The 17,978-nt window shown below is 40.5% G+C and carries 19 protein-coding genes and 1 pseudogene; 11 read left to right on the top strand and 9 right to left on the bottom strand.

The window, feature by feature from the left end; all coding sequences use genetic code 11:
* Positions 1 to 91: 91 nt before the first annotated feature.
* Positions 92 to 358: pseudogene (locus V7K69_RS12185) on the top strand (DUF1802 domain-containing protein); the annotation flags it as partial.
* Positions 359 to 465: 107 nt separating this feature from the next.
* Here the strand turns inward: V7K69_RS12185 and V7K69_RS12180 are convergent.
* Positions 466 to 828 (bottom strand): aspartyl protease, encoded by a 363-nt coding sequence (locus V7K69_RS12180; protein ID WP_335034575.1) that lies wholly within the window; start codon positions 826 to 828, stop codon positions 466 to 468.
* Entirely contained in the window at positions 825 to 1,142 is a 318-nt protein-coding gene (locus tag V7K69_RS12175) for a hypothetical protein (RefSeq protein ID WP_335034573.1), read from the bottom strand. Before V7K69_RS12175 ends, V7K69_RS12180 begins: the two co-directional genes overlap by 4 nt.
* Positions 1,143 to 1,414: 272 nt before the next feature.
* Here V7K69_RS12175 and V7K69_RS12170 point away from each other — a divergent pair, with 272 nt between their 5' ends.
* Positions 1,415 to 2,071: a Nif11-like leader peptide family natural product precursor gene (locus V7K69_RS12170; protein WP_335034571.1), complete on the top strand. Its 657-nt coding sequence runs from the start codon at positions 1,415 to 1,417 to the stop codon at positions 2,069 to 2,071.
* 254 nt (positions 2,072 to 2,325) lie between these two features.
* Here the strand turns inward: V7K69_RS12170 and V7K69_RS12165 are convergent, their stop codons facing one another.
* The 3 genes from V7K69_RS12165 to V7K69_RS12155 all read right to left on the bottom strand — a co-directional run bounded on the left by V7K69_RS12165 (position 2,326) and on the right by V7K69_RS12155 (position 4,596).
* Positions 2,326 to 3,912 (bottom strand): glucose-6-phosphate isomerase, encoded by a 1,587-nt coding sequence (locus V7K69_RS12165; RefSeq protein WP_335034569.1) that lies wholly within the window; start codon positions 3,910 to 3,912, stop codon positions 2,326 to 2,328.
* Positions 3,913 to 4,024: 112 nt separating this feature from the next.
* A complete protein-coding gene (locus V7K69_RS12160; RefSeq protein ID WP_174712487.1) occupies positions 4,025 to 4,282 on the bottom strand; it encodes a cytotoxic translational repressor of toxin-antitoxin stability system in 258 nt (85 codons plus the stop codon).
* A 116-nt stretch (positions 4,283 to 4,398) separates the two neighbouring features.
* On the bottom strand, positions 4,399 to 4,596 hold the full coding sequence (locus tag V7K69_RS12155; RefSeq protein ID WP_114082804.1) for a hypothetical protein: 198 nt from the start codon (positions 4,594 to 4,596) through the stop codon (positions 4,399 to 4,401).
* Between the two features lie 258 nt (positions 4,597 to 4,854).
* On the opposite strand from V7K69_RS12155, the gene V7K69_RS12150 reads away from it, so the two are divergent.
* The 4 genes from V7K69_RS12150 to V7K69_RS12135 all read left to right on the top strand — a co-directional run bounded on the left by V7K69_RS12150 (position 4,855) and on the right by V7K69_RS12135 (position 9,937).
* The gene (locus V7K69_RS12150; RefSeq protein WP_335034566.1) at positions 4,855 to 5,988 is read left to right on the top strand and encodes a branched-chain amino acid ABC transporter permease; all 1,134 of its coding nucleotides are present in this window, start codon (positions 4,855 to 4,857) and stop codon (positions 5,986 to 5,988) included.
* A complete protein-coding gene (locus tag V7K69_RS12145; protein ID WP_335034564.1) occupies positions 5,978 to 6,760 on the top strand; it encodes an ABC transporter ATP-binding protein in 783 nt (260 codons plus the stop codon). The genes V7K69_RS12150 and V7K69_RS12145 overlap by 11 nt, the downstream gene beginning before the upstream one ends.
* A 309-nt stretch (positions 6,761 to 7,069) precedes the next feature.
* Positions 7,070 to 7,945, top strand: a complete 876-nt coding sequence (locus V7K69_RS12140) for a substrate-binding domain-containing protein (protein ID WP_335034562.1) — start codon at positions 7,070 to 7,072, stop codon at positions 7,943 to 7,945.
* 84 nt (positions 7,946 to 8,029) lie between these two features.
* The gene (locus V7K69_RS12135; RefSeq protein WP_335034560.1) at positions 8,030 to 9,937 is read left to right on the top strand and encodes a sensor histidine kinase; all 1,908 of its coding nucleotides are present in this window, start codon (positions 8,030 to 8,032) and stop codon (positions 9,935 to 9,937) included.
* Between the two features lie 36 nt (positions 9,938 to 9,973).
* Here V7K69_RS12135 and V7K69_RS12130 read toward each other — a convergent pair whose 3' ends face one another.
* From V7K69_RS12130 to glpX, 4 genes are all read right to left on the bottom strand, one after another.
* Positions 9,974 to 10,564, bottom strand: coding sequence for a Uma2 family endonuclease (locus V7K69_RS12130; protein WP_335034558.1), 591 nt, complete (start codon positions 10,562 to 10,564; stop codon positions 9,974 to 9,976).
* A gap of 43 nt (positions 10,565 to 10,607) precedes the next feature.
* Positions 10,608 to 11,168, bottom strand: a complete 561-nt coding sequence (locus V7K69_RS12125) for a DUF2087 domain-containing protein (RefSeq protein WP_335034556.1) — start codon at positions 11,166 to 11,168, stop codon at positions 10,608 to 10,610.
* 100 nt (positions 11,169 to 11,268) lie between these two features.
* Positions 11,269 to 12,555: a glutamyl-tRNA reductase gene (locus V7K69_RS12120; protein ID WP_335034554.1), complete on the bottom strand. Its 1,287-nt coding sequence runs from the start codon at positions 12,553 to 12,555 to the stop codon at positions 11,269 to 11,271.
* Positions 12,556 to 12,793: 238 nt separating this feature from the next.
* Entirely contained in the window at positions 12,794 to 13,831 is a 1,038-nt protein-coding gene (gene glpX, locus V7K69_RS12115) for a class II fructose-bisphosphatase (protein ID WP_323229055.1), read from the bottom strand.
* Between the two features lie 354 nt (positions 13,832 to 14,185).
* Between glpX and V7K69_RS12110 the strand changes: the two genes are divergently transcribed.
* The 5 genes from V7K69_RS12110 (at position 14,186) to V7K69_RS12090 (ending at position 17,954) form a co-directional block, all read left to right on the top strand.
* Positions 14,186 to 14,758: a DUF981 family protein gene (locus V7K69_RS12110; protein ID WP_335034549.1), complete on the top strand. Its 573-nt coding sequence runs from the start codon at positions 14,186 to 14,188 to the stop codon at positions 14,756 to 14,758.
* A 47-nt stretch (positions 14,759 to 14,805) separates the two neighbouring features.
* Positions 14,806 to 15,120, top strand: coding sequence for a glutaredoxin 3 (gene grxC / locus V7K69_RS12105; RefSeq protein ID WP_335034546.1), 315 nt, complete (start codon positions 14,806 to 14,808; stop codon positions 15,118 to 15,120).
* Between the two features lie 317 nt (positions 15,121 to 15,437).
* Positions 15,438 to 15,923, top strand: a complete 486-nt coding sequence (gene tadA, locus V7K69_RS12100) for a tRNA adenosine(34) deaminase TadA (protein WP_335034544.1) — start codon at positions 15,438 to 15,440, stop codon at positions 15,921 to 15,923.
* A 113-nt stretch (positions 15,924 to 16,036) separates the two neighbouring features.
* Entirely contained in the window at positions 16,037 to 16,795 is a 759-nt protein-coding gene (locus tag V7K69_RS12095) for a lysophospholipid acyltransferase family protein (protein WP_335034542.1), read from the top strand.
* A gap of 553 nt (positions 16,796 to 17,348) precedes the next feature.
* Positions 17,349 to 17,954 (top strand): hypothetical protein, encoded by a 606-nt coding sequence (locus tag V7K69_RS12090; protein WP_114082793.1) that lies wholly within the window; start codon positions 17,349 to 17,351, stop codon positions 17,952 to 17,954.
* Positions 17,955 to 17,978 lie beyond the last annotated feature (24 nt).

The raw sequence follows: 17,978 nt of genomic DNA, 5'->3' as shown, positions 1-17,978 counted from the left end.
TCAGTTGCACTCGACTTAATAAATCCTCAACATTTAAGAAACTGGTTTGCTAATTGCTGCTACTGTACCTCATAACAGCCGGAAGTGCTGTAAAGCTGAGAGAGAGATCAAATTGCGATCGCACATTGTTCAGCTTGTCAAAAACTATTTAGAAAACTCAGGGATAGAATCTGCTGGTGTTGAATCTCTACATGGTGCGTATTTTGGCTCACATCCGCCACAGCCAATAAAACCAGCAGAAATGCACGAAATTCTGATTGAACTTTCTTCACCCTTAACAGGTTATTTGGGACGAATTAAAGGTAGTGACTGGAAGAGCGATCGCTTTTACTTTCTCCGCGATTTACCTATTAGCTAAAAATAGTACACTATATCTCTTTTCTTACCTTCGCGCTCTTTGCGTCCTTTGCGGTTCGTTTCAAAATAACTGAAGTGCGTAGCCGTAGCCAGCCGTGGGCATCGTACTTATCCCAAAGTTAATATACTAGCTTGATAATTCACTACCAACGGTAGAATTTTTAGCCATTCTGAACCTAACAAAACTTCTATAACTTCATCACCTGCAAAAACTGGAATCTCATACTCCTGTCTATTCAATTGCACCTTACCTAAATACAAATCAAATATTTTTTCACCCTGTGCCGTTCGTAGTTCTTGACCACGAATAAATTGCCAGTCCAAACCATCTAAATCTTGTTTATTAATAGCTAAAAAGCCTGTGAAACCAGTATCTAACATAGTATCCACAGGCAGATTTAATCCATCAGATGTAATCAAATCAATTTCAAAAAATAGCTGCCCATTGCTGCCAAAATACCCATGTATCATATTGTGCCAGTGGCTCCAGTCTCATTCAAACAAAACGTACAATGTACAGCATTTGGGTACTTAGTGCGTGCCTTATGACTAGCTATTTCTATATCTTCATCAATGAAATAATCTCCACTATTTGGCTCCACTGCAATATACCAGCCATAATTTTTTTCGATATATTCTGGACGCACCCGCTCAAATATTGCTCGACAAAGTTTATGAAATGCCTCTCGTTCAGCTTTGCGTCTAGCAAGTTCTTCTGGTGGTAAAGTCCGTTCAGGAAAAATTCTACCCCGACGTGCAGGTTGTTTTGCAGTTGATTCAGTCATAGCATTGATCCTACTTATTAATGCTGCCTTAACTTTATTTTATGAGAAGTAATAACGAGCGATCGCACAACTCACCCCAAGCATCGCTATTTTACTCAGTATGTTTTATTTATGGTGATAAACTTTACAGCAAGTTTATACTTAAACACTGTGTAACTTCATTTACATGAGATAAGAGATTTAGTACTGTCGAAGAAACACATTATACTTACTACACTGGTGTTCATTGATAACCAACCTGTACCAAGTTTAAGATTTAGGTGAGATGACCCATGTATTATCAAATTTGGAATTTCTTTCTTAAAGAAGATAAATACATTTATTGGAAAGAACAAATAAAAGTTAACAAAACTTGTAACAAAGTTGTATGGCAAAAGATTATTGATTTTTTGTCTTTAGTAGAGCAAACTTTCCAATTGAAAAGTCAACTAGCAGAAACCGATAGCCTTGAGCCATTTCTTAAGTTAGCAAAAGACAATGGTTATAATTTGACAGCAAAAGAACTTGCGTGGTTTCTAGTTACAAGAAGACAGATTTGGGATCTTTTTGATTTTGCCCAAAAAACGCCATCTCTCAAAGAAGAATTGCTCGTAGCGAAAAATCCGCAGCAGTTTGTCAACATAGCTGCTGATAATGGCTATTTCTTTTCTGTAGAAGAGTTAGCTTGGCTGTTAATTGAAATCAAATCATCGGCAGAAATAGTATCTATCAACAACAGTGTTGGGGAGATTCTCACAGGTTCAAACTATGGCAGAATTGACATAGGGTACTGGATTTGGCTAGCAGAAGACTGGGGAATTGTGCCACCATTCTGTCATCGAGAGAAGCCGGGTAACATATTATTTCAAGATGCCAATAATCCTTTTTTACTCGATCGCTGTTTTCTACCCAAAAGCTACCTTAATCAACGCCTTTTGGTAAGTATTTAATTCGTAATGATGTATATAATAATCCGTGCAGGAGTTAGGAACAAAAAGATCCCCGACTTCTTCAAGAAGTCAGGGATCTAAGCCTCTGCACGTGGCTGCGTCTAAATTCCATTTATAAAACATAATTACGAATTACGAGTTATAATTTATACAATAAAGCATCCTAGATAAAACTTTTATCTAGGATGCTTCACAATCAAAAATTGTTGCTGATACAACAATTAGGGACAAATGTGATATTTAAACTAGAGCTATCAGCTAGCAGAAACGGTTAAACTGCCGGGTTTCTGAAGATCACCTTGCAAAACCACACCTCGCTGATTGGCATGGATATGACGCAATATCTTGTAAATTGCCTCAACTTGGTCTGATGCGCCAGCTTTCTCGGCAAGTTCGTCAAGAGAAATGGGAGTTTTTTCTTTTTGCAGCACTGCTACCACTCGTGTTTGCAAATCGAGAATGGAGGCAGCAGCTTTTTTGCCAGCTTCTACCCCTGGCTGATGGTAGGCGTTGACGTTAACCAAGCTAGCGTATAAACCAACAGCACGTTCATACAAAGCTATTAATGCCCCTACAGTTCGGGGGTTAACTTGGGGAATGGTAACTGTAATCGAATCGCGGTGATTTTCATAAAGCGCTTGTCGGGTTCCTTGGAGAAAACCGGAAAGATAATCGCCTGATGTAACTCCCGGATCTATTTCAGTGGATGGGCCCTGACGATCTTCCAACACTTCAACGAAGGTAGCAAAGAAATTCGCTACACCCTCACGCAACTGCTGAACGTAAGCGTGTTGATCTGTTGAGCCTTTATTGCCATAAACGGCGATGCCTTGATGGACAACGTTACCGTCTAAGTCTTTTTCTTTGCCCAAAGATTCCATCACCAGCTGTTGCAAATAGCGACTGAATAAAAACAAGCTGTCCTTGTAAGGTAAGACAACCATATCTTTTTCGCCCTTTCCATTGCCAGCAAAGTACCAAGATAAAGCTAGCAGGGCTGCTGGGTTATTTTTCACATCTGGGACGCGGGTAGCGTCATCCATTTCTTTTGCACCATCTAGGATGGCGCGAACATCAATGCCCTGTAATGCGGCTGGTACTAGCCCCACAGCAGACATTTCTGATGTGCGTCCTCCCACCCAGTCATACATGGGAAATCTAGCCAGCCAACCTTCATCTTTGGCTAGTTTATCGAGGTTGCTGTCAACGCTGGTAATTGCTACCGCATATTGAGCAAATTCCAAATTGTGTCCGGCGTAGGCTTTTTTAACCTCAATCATGCCGTTGCGTGGTTCCGGTGTTCCCCCAGATTTGGAGATTACCAATACCAAAGTGCTGGCGAGGCTATTTCGTAGATGATTGATGACGCGATCGATACCAGCCGGATCGTTGTTATCGATAAAGTGAAGTTTCAGAGGTGGGAAATCAGGAGCGAGAGCTTCTGCGACGAATTGGGGGCCGAGGGCGGAACCACCAATGCCAATGGAGATAATATCCGTGAAGCGGCTTGCTCTGGGAGGATGAATAGCACCTGTTTGGACTTTTTCCGCAAAGGCTTCGATTAGTTCTAGGGTTTGGACTATTTCTTGTGTAAGTTCTGGAGCTGGCGCTAAATCAGGATTTCGCAGCCAGTAGTGTCCAACCATGCGGTTCTCGTCAGGATTTGCGATCGCACCCTTCTCCAGTTCAGCCATATCCGCAAACGCCTTGTCAAACTTCGGCTGCAACGATTCCACGAAGGCATCATCGAACCGCATTCGACTTATGTCTAAGTACAGTCCCAATCCCTCGTGGAAATATAACCAGTTTTGGTATCGTTGCCAAAGTGCCCTAGCATCCATAGGGAAATCTCAAATAAAGTGTTTTTCAAAAACCAGTTTAGTGTAAGGTTATAGCGATCCCTGCCTAGCCTTATACAGTTTACAGTTTTAAGTGTTCCCTTAACTCTTCACTTTAAACATCTGGCATAGGAATGACACGCAGAAATTTCACAATTTCACCCCTAATTTCTATACCAATCAGGTAATTATCCAGGGTAAAGCGGTGAAAAATGCCTTCATTATCAAGCTGCCGCAGTTCCTTTAGATCGCTTAGTTGCCACTTTTGGGCTAATTCAATAAAAACAAAATCATGCACCCGCTCGTAAGCAGCAGGTTCTAAATTTTTCAGGTCTAGCAAAAAAGACCTGGCATAGCGCATTTCTAGACTCACTAGGCGTTACCTTAAAAAATAAAAAATAGTGCTGAGTAGTGAGTGCTGTTAGCGGTAGCGGGGCGTTTAGCCCGTGCTGAGTAAAGAGGCAGTACTAAGGACTCGGCGCTGCTGAATCAGAAAAACATTAACAGTCGTACCGCTTCTTCATGGGTTAAGATATCCCACGGTTGCTGCGCTCGCTTAACTTGTTGTATCGCTTTGAGCATATAAAAGTCATAATATAAACCTTCCAGAACGTTCCAAATGTCTTGCAAATCGTCATCACCTAACTGCTCGATTAAGTGGTGCATTCTCAGCCTCAGCAAATTCATAGGCCAATTTTTACCTACAACCCAACACCAACAGTAAATATTATTCCCACAAAATTAGCAAAGGTTAACGGCAATGTAGCACTATGCTCAAGCTACGCTAAAATTTATTCGCCCAGTGAAGGGGCAGGGGAGCAGGGGGACAAGGTGACAAAAGTTTAGAACTTACTACAACAAGTCTTTCCCCTTGTCCCCAATTCTCCTTGTCCCCAAGTCCTCTTTCCCAATTCCCAATTCCCAATGCCAAAATAACTATTTAATATGGTTGACTATCTTATTTTCTTAGCAATTTCTACAGCACTTTTTGCTTTATTCGGACTGGGACTCAATTTACAGTGGGGCTTTACAGGGTTAATTAACTTTGGTCATATTGCTTTCATGACCCTTGGAGCGTATACAACGGTATTGTTAAGTTTAAAGGGCGTGCCCCTATTGATATCGGCACTGGCTGGGGCAATTGTCGCCGCCTTGTTGGGTTTGATAATTGGTTTTGCAACTCTACGCTTACGGGAAGATTATTTAGGAATTGTCACCATTGGTACGGGTGAATTAATTCGTTTGGTGGTAAATAATCAGGATTTACCTGTGGGTGATACCTGGGTTTCTGGGGCGTTTGGTGTGCAAAGTTATTCCATACCTCTATCCACAGAGCCGAATTTGTTTGTCAGATTAGTGATGATTGGGTTGTTAACGCTACTAGCTGCTGTAACTTTTTTTTCGTTATGGCAATGGATTCGTACCACCCAAATATCTCGGACTACTGATTTAGGCAAAAGGACAACTAGCAAGCAAGAATTTTTGTCGCGCTTGGTTGTGGGAATTATATTAGCAGTTTTGGCAATAGCAATTTATATTTCTGGGGTAATTGGACTGTATAACTACAACCCAAAAGCGGGTTTGATGCTGGTGTTACTGTTGGTTTTAGCACTTGTATACTGGCGCTTAGAAATTTTGGTGCGATCGCCTTGGGGTAGAATTCTCAAAGCCATCCGTGAAGATGAAGAAATTCCCAAGGCGCTGGGAAAAAATGTCTTTTGGTATAAATTACAATCTCTCATGTTAGGGGGTGCGATCGCAGGTATCGCTGGTGCTTTCTTTGCTTGGCAACTCAGCGCCATTTACCCTGATAATTTTCAACCGCAGATCACCTTTGACACTTGGATTATGGTGATCTTAGGCGGTTCTGGAAATAACGTTGGCACAATCTTAGGGGCGGTAATTTTCTTTGCTTACGATGCGCTAACGCGGGAAGTTTTACCTAGAATCGTTCCCCTAGATGAAGCCCGTTTAGGCGCATTTCGGATCATGGTAATCGGACTAATTTTGATGATACTGATGATTTGGCGACCTCAAGGTATTCTAGGGAAAAAGGAGGAACTTACTCTTGGTAAATAACCAGTCATCGCCCCTTCCCCTTTTGGTAGCCACTGGACTTTCTAAAAGCTTTGGTGGTGTCAAAGCAGTTAATGAGGCAAAAATCGAAGTTGCTAAAGGCAGCATTACGGGCTTGATTGGCCCCAATGGTGCTGGTAAAACCACTTTATTTAACTTACTCTCAAACTTCATTCGCCCTGATAAAGGACGAGTAATTTTTGACGGCGAACCGATTCACAATTTACAACCATATCAAATCGCCCAGCAAGGGGTAATCCGTACCTTTCAGGTTGCACGGACTCTCTCGCGGTTGTCGGTGTTAGAAAATATGCTGTTGGCGGCGCAAAAGCAAACGGGTGAAAATTTTTGGCAGGTGCAGTTGCAACCGCACGTTGTTGCTAAGGAAGAAAAGCAACTCGAAGAACGGGCAATGTTTTTATTAGAATCAGTAGGTTTAGCAAAAAAAGCCCACGACTATGCTGGTTGCTTGTCTGGTGGACAACGTAAGCTGCTAGAAATGGGACGGGCGCTGATGACTAATCCCAAGTTAATTTTGTTGGATGAGCCGGCTGCTGGGGTGAATCCGAGACTGATTGATGATATTTGCGATCGCATTATCACTTGGAATCGCCAAGACGGAATGACCTTTTTGATTATCGAACACAATATGGATGTAGTTATGTCCTTGTGCGATCGCGTTTGGGTACTTGCCGAAGGGCAGAATTTGGCTGACGGTACACCCGCAGAAATTCAAACTAATCCTAAAGTTCTAGAAGCTTATTTGGGAAAATAATTTGTCAAATCTCTTGGAAAATAAATTCCTCTTTACGGATTTTTTGTATGTTCTTTTCGCCTCTGTGGTTAAATAAATTAATTTTTTAAACCCCAGAGGCACAGAGAACGCTGAGAAAGAATAAGAGATTTTACAACTTGCCCTCAAAGGGATAGTCCTACATATTTTATTATGAAAGCCATAGATACCCGACTTATCAAATCAGTGGGGTATCTTGCTGATCGCAGTTATATTTTAGGATTATTCGGGAATATTAAGCTATGAGAGCTTAGACACAGTATTGAGTTTTGGATATTGGGAGATGTATTTATGAAAAAGATGGCTGAGTCAATAATCATCAGTATCATTCTTCTTGGACTTTGCAGTTGCAACTCAGTTAAAACAACGGAACTTAAAGCTTCTAATCCAGTTACCAGTCAAACTGATGCTCAAGGCAAAAAGCTCATCAAAATTGGTGGTTCTAGTTCAACGGTAACAGTTTTAAAACTTTTGGCTCAAGGTTATGAATCCCAAAATAAAACTGTCAAAATTGAGTTTATCTCCAATAGCCAATCTGAAGGTGCGATCGCAGCCCTAAAAAACGATATTATTGATATCGCTGGTAGCAGTCACCAACTCAAACCAGAAGAAGACAACGGTAAAATTCAATATCGTGAATTTGCAAAAGATTTGTTACTTGTCGCCACCCATAACAGTGTTAAAGGTGTTAATAACCTCTCAACCAAGCAATTAAAAGCAATTTATAAAGGTGATATAAAAAATTGGCGAGAGTTAGGCGGCCCTGATGCAAACATTGTAGTGTTAGATAGGCCCGAAGACGAATCAGCGAAAAAGTTATTACGAAAATATTATTTGGGGGAAGATAAGACTACAACTAAAGCCGTGATTTTAAGCAAAGAGGGTGAATTGATTGAAACCTTACAAAATACTCCTAATTCTATAGGTGCTTTTTCTTTGGCTTATTCTCTAATTAATAAATTACCTGTTAATCATCTCAGCCTCAATGGTGTTGCTCCCAAATCGCAAAACTTTAGCAGTGGTCAATACCAAATGGTGCGTCATATAGGTATTCTCTGGAACAAAACACCTTCAGCAGCTACTCAGAATTTTATTGATTTTATCTTGAGTAAAGAAGGTGAAAAACTACTACAAAATAATGGCTTTGTTCCTACCAAACAAATTTAATTTGCCATGCAGAGATTTTTCAAGGGGCTGAGACTCAGCCAAAAAATTGTTCTACCGATGCTTGCAGTTTGTCTAAGTGTATTCATGCTCGGATTAGTAGTGCTAGGAAATTGGTTTACTGATAATTTGCAGCAGAATGTTCGCCAAGAAATCGAAAGTTTTGCTGAACGAGTTGATCAGGATTTTCAGCATAAACAGCAAAACCTAGAAACTAAAATTGAACTTATTGCTAATCGAGATGTGCTAAATCAGGCTGTTAAACAGCGCGATAAAAGTTTGCTTTTACAAATATTACTACCACTAAAAGCTATTTTAAAATTGGATTGGATTAAGGTAATTGATACTCAGGGGAATGTCCTCGTAGATTTACGGGACAACTCTTTGAGTCAAGCCCAGCTTCTAGACGAAGCAATTACTAGCACTGCTAATAGAGGAGCGCATTTAGTAGATTTAGTAGATGTAAAAGGTGGCCAACAGGTTCTACAAGTGGTAACAAATGAAATCAAATCATCAGCAGGACTCTTAGGAGGAATTATCATTGGTGACTTAGTAGACGATACCCTACTACAAAGAATTGCTGCGGGTTCCTCTAAACACTTGGTTGTCCAAAGACAAAATCGTGTAGTTGCTACAACTTTATTAGCAGACAAAAATAGAATTTGGCAATTTCCTCATCCTGATTTGCCTGCTAGACAAATTACTATTGATAACAAAAACTATTTAGCTAAAAGCATCGTAATTACGGGAGCGAGTCAGTCTTTAACAATTACAGTATTATATTCTATTTCGCTGTTAGAGGTTACTCAACATAAGTTATGGGAGCATTTAGGACTCTTGTTTGTGTTAGGAAGCAGTATATTAGCAGTTACTGGGTTTTTAATTGCGCGAACAATTACCCTTCACCTAAAAGCTGTCACACAAGTAGCACAAAGAGTTACTCAAGAATCTAATTTTGATCTCCAAGTTCCCGTAACAACCGAAGATGAGGTTGGGATTTTAGCTATTTCTTTTAACCAATTAATTCAACAGGTAAAGTGGCTATTAACAGAGCAATATGAAGCGAATAAAAAGCTAGAGTCTTATAGCCAAACATTAGAAGAGAAAATAGAAGAAAGAACGCAAGCAATGCAACAAAAAAATATCGTTCTCAAGGAAACTTTACAGGAACTCAAACTTACCCAGTCTCAATTAATCCAGAATGAAAAAATGTATTCTTTGGGGCAATTGGTTGCTGGTATTGCTCATGAAATCAACAATCCAGTTAACTTTATCTACGGCAATCTCAAGTACACTGATGATTATACTCAACAGTTGTTGTGGTTACTTCAACTTTATCAAAAACATTACCCCTATCCAGAACCAGAAATTCAAAATGCTAAAGAAGAAGCTGATATTGAATATTTAACAGAAGATTTACCTAAAATGTTGGCTTCCATGAAGGTTGGAGCTAGTCGCATTCGAGAAATTGTCCTCAGTTTACGAATCTTCTCTCGTTTGGATGAAGCCGAGTTTAAAACTGCTGATATTCATCAAGGAATAGACAGCACTCTGTTAATTTTACAACACCGGATCAAATCCCAAAGCGATCATCCTCAAATTACAGTGATCAAAGAGTATGGTGACATCCCTAAAATTCAGTGCTTTGCAGGACAATTGAATCAGGTATTTATGAATATCTTAGCAAATGGCATTGATGCTTTAGAAGAGGCTTTTGAAAAGGGGCTTTGTCCAGAACCGATAATTCGTATTTCTTCAGTCCAGGTGAATGAAAATATAGTTGTTAATATTGCTGATAATGGCACAGGGATTCCAGAAGCAATCCAGTCTCGTCTATTTGACCCCTTTTTCACTACAAAACCAGTTGGCAAAGGTACTGGTATGGGATTGTCAATTAGCTACCAGATAATTACTGAAAAACACGGTGGTTCGTTAAAGTGCATTTCATCACCAGGAGAAGGTACAGAGTTCGTAATTACAATCCCAGTTCGATAGATTATTTTGCACAATACTTTTATAAAATTTATTTTTTCAATCTTCATTATTGTTTGCAAAATTGACTTGCTCGTAAAGGTCTCGCAATTCAATTTGAAAATCGACCGTTTGCAGTGATAAAGTTGCAGATTCATGCTCAAGTTCCGTAAATAACCATTGGCTTTCCGCAGTTTTTACATATTGCATCACATGATACTGATATTGGTCAATTAAAATATATTCCTTGAATTCTGGAATAGAGCGATAATAAAGAAACTTATCGCCTTGGTCATAATTTTTAGTCGATTTAGATAAAACTTCAATAATTAACATCGGGTTCATAACCGTTGTTGTGCTGGTTCCTGTATAAATAGGTTCTCCCTCAATCACCATCACATCAGGATATGTATGCTGCCGATAACGGGGTATCCATAAACGCACATCACCAATATAAACATCATAATTTTTACGCCTTAAAGCAATTTTTAAGGATGCAGCTAAATTCAAAGCAATTTTATTATGATTTGTAGTACCACCCGTCATTGGTACAATTTCTCCATCACGGTATTCGCTTTTGTATTCTGCCTTTTCTTCAATTTCTAAATATTCTTCGGGTGTGTAATATAATTTTTGTGTTTCTAACTGCATAAAAATACAACCTATGATTGTGCGGTTTATTCATCTTTCATATCTATGTTGTACGCCAATAAACCCCATTTTCTCGCTGCATTAACTGGCAAGCAATCAACTCTCGTCGCAGGGTGGCGCAGTCAATATGGTAGCGTTTGAGAATATCATTTACTAGGCGTTCAGGGTAGTTGACTCCTACATCAAACTGATTTGCTAACCACTTAAGAATAACTAGACGCTTTTTTCGACTAGCAGGAATTTCTTTGAGGCAATCGTCCTCAAAATAGTTTTTCAACACTTTTCTTTCCCAAGCTTCTGTATCCACATCCTCAATTAAGGATGCTATTTTCTCAGGTGTAAAAATTTCCTTGCTAATGCTTTGTAAAACCTCGGTATCCAACTGGTATAGACGGCTATTACCTTCAGGACGCATTGTTATCAAATTTAGCTCTTTAAGTTTCGCTAAATGATGGGATACCGTCGGTTCTTTGAGTTGCAGTAGCGCCGCCAATTCTTCGACGCTGCACTCCTGATTCGCCAGGATACCTACAATCTTCAATCGGCTATCATCCGCTAATGCCTTAAAAAAGCGCAGTAAAATATTAAATTGATCTGGTTGCATAACTAACTTCTAATTAGATAGATGTCTAATTAGAAGTATATCTAATTGAAAAGCTCAGATCCCCAACTTCTCACAGAAGCCGGGGATTTTGTTGTTAAATTTAACTAAACTGCTCCCCTGCATCCAGGTTGAACAGCATTTGCAGGGTTTGCATACAGCGCCGTCTAGCTTCAACATCTTGCTGCGATCGCAACTGTACCATCGGGTCATGTAAAATTTTATTGACAATTCCCCGTGTTAATGCTTCAATCACCTCTTGATGTTTTTCAGCAAATTCCGAACCCAATCTTGATAAAGCTTTTTCTAACTCTTGTTCGCGGATGGTTTCAACTTTATTTCGCAGACAGCTAATAGTGGTAACAGTTTCTAAACTGCGCCACCAAACATCAAAAGCTTCCACTTCTTCCTCTAAAAGTCGCTCGGCTTCCTGTGCAATCTTCCGACGGCTTTCGTAGTTTTGCGCCACTACAGCCTTCAAATCATCCACATTAAACGCCTGCACATTTTCCAGTTCATTGACATCCGTATGAACATTACGCGGTACAGAAATATCAAATAACATCAATGAACGCTGAACTTCTAAAACCATTTCTAACTTGGCGCGGTCAAGTATTGGCTCTGTTGCCGAAGTACTTGTAAACACCAAATCACTATTAGCGATCGCTGCCATCATTTCTGATAGCGGATGAATTTCAATAGGTTGCTGAGGGAACTGCTTTATTAATTCCTCGGCACGTTCCCGAGAGCGATTTACAATACTAATTTGCACAGCACCTTTAGAAATTAGGTGTTGCACCAGCAGGCGTGACATTTTACCAGCGCCCAAAATTACCACTCGACAAGCAGCTAAATTTGCCACTTTTATCTGCGCTAATTCCACAGCTGCCGAACTAATAGAAACAGCGCCAGTACCAATACTAGTTTCAGTCCGAACCCGCTTACCTGCTGTGAGCGCTTGTTTAAATAATCGATTCAAAATGGTTTTTATACCGTTATATTGCTGTCCCAGTTTGTGAGTAGTTTTCACCTGAGCCAGAATTTGACCTTCTCCGAGTACCAGACTATCTAAACCACCTGCTACTCGCATGACGTGCATCACTGCATCATCATGTAGCAACATAAATAAGTGCTGTCGCAGAGAAAGAACGGGCAATTTACTATATTCGGCAAGAAACTGAGTTATCTCTCGGATACCTTGGTCTGCTTCACTGGTAACAATGTAGATTTCCAGGCGATTACAAGTGCTAAGAATTGCAACTTCATCAATATGAGGATAGCTGGCCAGTTGAGCGATCGCACTTTCAATTTGTGGTTCTGGAATGCTCAGTTTTTCCCGGACTTCTACTGGGGCTGTTTTATGGCTTAACCCCACCACTGCTATATTCATTTGCTAAATCGTAGTTACTAGTTGGTAGTTGAAAATAGGGCATTGAGTCAGAATAGGGAATGGGGAATTTTTGTTTATTGGTTGGTAGTTTTTCCCAGCAACAAACAACTATTAATCACTAACTACTAACTACTAACTACTGCAAGGGTGAAGCATTTGGGTGACTATTTTTCAGTTTGATCGAAAGATTTCTTTCCAAATGCTTCGCCCATACTTTTATTTCCCCATTCCCTAAAAATTAGTTCAGTTGGAGAGTCTTGGGTTCACCAAACATGTGAATTGTATCAACAAATCGAGCAGTTTTCGACTGGTTGGAAATTACCAAGCTTTGAGTTCTGGCTCCGCCGTGGAAGAAACGTACACCATTCATCAGATTACCACTGGTAATACCGCAAGCAGCAAACAGAACAGTTTGACCAGATGCCAATTCATGAGCATCATAGACCTTATCGGGGTCATTGATATTCATAGACTTTAAGCGATCAATATTGGCTTCTCTGCTTTCTCCAATCAGACCTGTTTTTACGACTGCTGGATCGTAAATCAGTTGACCTTGGAAGTGTCCACCTAAAGCACGCATTGCAGCTGCCGAGATTACACCTTCAGGAGCCGCACCAATACCCATTAGAGCGTGGATATTAGTTCCAGCAAAACCGCAGCTTACAGCTGCACCCACATCACCGTCTGAAATTAGGGCGACTCTCGCTCCAGCCTCACGGATTTCTTTAATTAAATCGTTGTGGCGTTCGCGCTTCATGACTACGATCACAAGTTCTTCAATACTCCGATCTAGGCACTCAGCGAGAATCTTGAGGTTTTCTGTTGCTGACTTGTTGATGTCTACTTTGCCCTTAGCTGCTGGAGGTGCTGCTAACTTCTTCATGTAAAAGTCAGGAGCAGCAAATAATCCACCCTTTTCAGAAATTGCCAAGACAGCCATCGAACCAGGTTGTCCATAAGCTACCAAGTTCGTACCTTCACAGGGGTCAACGGCGATATCAATTTCAACTAGTTCATCAGGGTTACAGAGAGCTTCGGCATTTGGTTGAGTACAAATACCAACTTCTTCCCCAATGTATAACATCGGTGCGTTGTCGCGTTCGCCTTCCCCAATCACAATGCGACCGCGCATATAGATTTTATTCATCCGCTCCCGCATAGCTTCCACTGCTACTTGGTCAGCAATGTCTTTTTCGCCTTTGCCCATCCATTTCGAGGAAGCGATCGCGGCTTGCTCTACTACTTCAATAATCTCTAACCCAAGTGTATTTTCCACAGAGTCTGCCCTCTCAACTGCTTGAATTTCCGCCGCTTTATCTGGCTATTTCAGTCTTCAAGTCTACCAAAGGGCGGATACACGTGGAAGAAAGTTAAGTTTTACTGCTAACTCGTTAGAAAAGTACCATTTAGCACATCCTTAATTTTTCACTCATCCAACTCCAGTATAAAACCTGTTTAAAAGTAACTAAGTTAAAAACTGCACAAATATTTAGCAGTAAATATTTAGAATATTGCTGTTCTTCAGTGTTTCTATTCAGGTATAAAATAATAAAGAAAAAAGTTAGTAAATTCACTAAAAACTGAAAAACGAAGTGCAGAGTATATAGCTTGTCAAATTGAGAGGTCAATAGTGTTTATCGACTACATCACACTCATGTTGATCAATATGGTAGCTGGGCTATTTCTACTGGCTGACTATGTGTATCGTGGTATAGATAGTTCTAATCAGAGACAGTGGATTCCCGGTTTTGGAATTACGGGGGCGATCGCACTTACAACTGGTTTACACATGAGTTTCACTTGGCCCGTTATTGGTAGCTTTAATATTGCCTTCGGTGAAACAAGTGTCTTATTTGGAATATTGTTTGTGGCGGCTGCAATCGCCCTGGCTCAAGGTTGGGATTTATTGACAATAGCAATTTACGGCTTCTTTGCTGGTGCAGTTGCGATCGTAGTGGGTTTCCGCATCATCAACTTGAATTTGACTAAGCAACCGCTTTTATCGGGAATCGGCTTTATTTTAACTGGCTTAGGTGGGATTTTTGCAGCGCCAACCCTGTACTGGAAAACTAACCGAACCTGGCGGCTAATTGGCGTAGCAGTGCTAATAGTAGCCGCTCTAATTTGGGCATTAACTGGATATTTAGCTTACTGGAATCATTTAGAGGGTTTCCAAAAGTGGGTTCCAGCGCCGATGCGGTAAGCAATGATCTAGGCTAGAGACATAGTTAAAATCTTGCTTAAGACAATATGCTGGACTTTCTTAATCCCTTTTTAAATCGCCATCCAGAGCGAGTCAAAGCCAACGTCGAGCTTTACACCTGGCAAACTTGCCCTTACTGCATTCGTGCCAAAATACTGCTGTGGTGGAAAGGTGTAAATTTCACTGAATATAAAATCGACGGCGACGAAGCAGCCAGAGCGAAAATGGCAGAACGCGCTAACGGTCGCCGCACAGTACCACAAATTTTTATTAATAACCAGCACATTGGCGGCTGCGATGACCTCTATCAGCTAGACACACAAAGTCAACTCGATCCCCTTTTAGCCCAAGCCGCTATTTAGAAATCAAATTAATCTCCAACAGTTAAACTGCTAAATTGTTTAGCCTCAGATTTCTAGTAAAAAAAACATCCCATCTCTGGGGCGTACATCTGTGCGCCCCAAAAAATCTGCAAATAATTTTGGATAATTTATTTTTTGGAAGCCCCTCTAGTTTGCGGGATATATGCTTTTTCTTTTTTGATGAAAATTCTAGATCCAAAGACGTGATACATTGCCGTCAAGATGAAAGACTGAATTATTGTAGAGACGGCGATTCATCGCGTCTCTTGTCTTAATCAAAGCAAGCATAATTTGAAAATTTTTATATTGATAAGAATATGCTAACTAAATACACAGAATATCTTATACATGAACAATGGATGAATTGTGCTTTAGAATTAGCGAAAGCAGCAGGTGATGCAGGTGAGGTTCCCGTAGGTGCTGTTATCATTGATTCAACAGGCAAATTGCTGGCACAAGGAGAAAACAGAAAAGAACGCGACAAAGACCCTACCGCCCATGCGGAAATTCTCGCTCTTAAGACAGCTGCAACAACTTTACAAAATTGGCATCTTAATGAATGTACTCTCTACGTAACTCTTGAACCGTGTCCGATGTGTGCAGGTGCTATTTTGCAAGCGCGTGTCGGACAACTTGTATATGGAGTAGACGATACAAAAACTGGCGCAATACGTACAGTTATTAACATACCCGATAGTGCTGCTTCTAATCACCGTCTCCAAGTCATTGGAGGCATTCTAGAGTCAGCTTGTCGTCAACAATTACAGGCTTGGTTTGCTACTAGGCGGCGTAAGGTAAACTAACGGACAGAGGTAAAACTGTCCATCTAGTACGACACAAGTCACGCAAGAGAATCTACGGTGTAACTAATCAGGCTTTTCGTTAAATTTTTACCCGTCAATCAGCTGCATCCGTCATGATGGAATTTTACTCTTCATCCGATCCCTGTCAGCGCCCACTGGAAAATCATCAGGTAGCTGGTACTACTTCAAGGGTTTCTCCTTGGTTAAGTCCTCTGGCATATTTATTAGGCCGTCACTGCCTATTACCATTATTCTTTGGGCAAATTAGAATAACCGGACAAAAAAATATCCCTACAACTGGGCCTATTATCCTCGCGCCTACTCATCGGGCGCGTTGGGATGCGTTACTTGTACCCTACGCGACTGCTGATTGTCGCAGAGAACAAGACCTGCGGTTTATGGTGACTGTTGACGAATGCCAAGGTTTACAAGGCTGGTTTGTCAAACGTTTGGGGGGGTTTCCTGTCAATTCTAAGCATCCGTCAATCCGCACACTGCGACATGGAGTTGAGCTACTTCAGCAGAAAAAAACCCTGGTAATTTTTCCAGAAGGTAATATTTTTCGTGATGGCCAAGTTCACCAGTTGAAGCCGGGAATTGCTCGTCTTGCTTTGAGTGCTGAATCTAGTCATTCTGGGCTGGGAGTGAAAATTATACCCATAGGTATTAATTACAGTCAACCTTATCCAAATTGGGGTACAGATGTCAGTATTGACATTGGCTCCCCAATCAGAGTAGCGGATTACATGAGTGGTTGTATAAAACACGATGCCAAAAGCATCACAACTGATTTAGGAAAGACACTGCAACAATTAAGTCATCAAGAAACAAAAATTACTAATCACGCATTTGCAGAAATTACTAATTCTTGATCTTGTCAAAAGGCAAAAGTTCCAATACTGCCTATTAACCACTGACCGTGCATGATTAAGAAACTGCACGTTTTCAATGTTTGACACTAATTGCTAACTAGCTATATCCATCCTGAATTAAGTCACTAAAGGTTTAGTGCTATTTTGCAAGCTTTGAGGATGTATACATATATAGATTACTTCCTATTGACAGGATATTTAGCCAAATTGGCATTTTTTTGAGTAAATAGCTAAGAATTGTCTGCAAACTACTGAATTGCTTTAGAAGAAACATTTTTGCTACTTCAGTTAGAGAGTTACAAGGTGGTTACGAGTAAACTAATGATTGGAAAATCAGAGTAATTAACGTGTTAACCCAGCCCACCGTAGTATCGCTGATCACGAGAATTTAAGTTAGTTACTATACAAGGGCAATGGGAACTCTATTAAAGCGATTTTCAGTCCTAAATCAGAGATACTTAGGATGTAACTTTGCTTTGTCCAAAACCAAAACAGAGTTAAGATACCCGAAGTTTCCATAACTTTTTATATAGTTGTCGCACTAATTGATCCCATGAACACTGCTGCCGCTGTTACCTTGATGCACCGTACCCTTTTATCAGTCATAGCAGTCCTCAGCCTGCTATCACCTGTGAATGCTCAGGTATCACAGTCACCAGGCACTAATAGCCCACAACCCATTGACCCCAACGATCCTAATAATCTGCGCCCCATAACCCAAAGTAACAGCCTTTTGAGCATTGAAGGTGGCGATCGCTTAGTAAAAGATGCAGAACAAGCTGTTTCTGCTCAAAACTACACTTTAGCTGCTAAAAAGCTACAAGAGGCGCGTCAGGTTTATAATCAGCTATCTAATTTTTATCAAGAGTTAAATTCTAGCTTTTCGGGAATTGACAACAGAGTTTCTGATTCTCAGCGTCAAAAAGCTCTATTAACAGCCCAAAAGCGGGATGAAGCCACCTTTCAGCTAGCATTGGTACATCGCGCCCAAAATCAGCCAGAATTAGCTGTGCCGTTGTTGGTTCAAATAATTAAGAGTCAAAACCCGACACGAGATTTAGGCAAGAAAGCCTATAAACAGTTGTTTGAGTTGGGTTTTGTAGATTCTCCCTATCCCAGAGAAGGTGGTACTTCATCTTCCTCATCCCCAAAAAAATAAATTAAATTTTTGTTGCCTCTTTTT

This window comes from Nostoc sp. (assembly GCF_036917775.1).
Classification (GTDB): domain Bacteria; phylum Cyanobacteriota; class Cyanobacteriia; order Cyanobacteriales; family Nostocaceae; genus Nostoc.
This window is presented reverse-complemented; position numbering and strand designations above follow the sequence as displayed.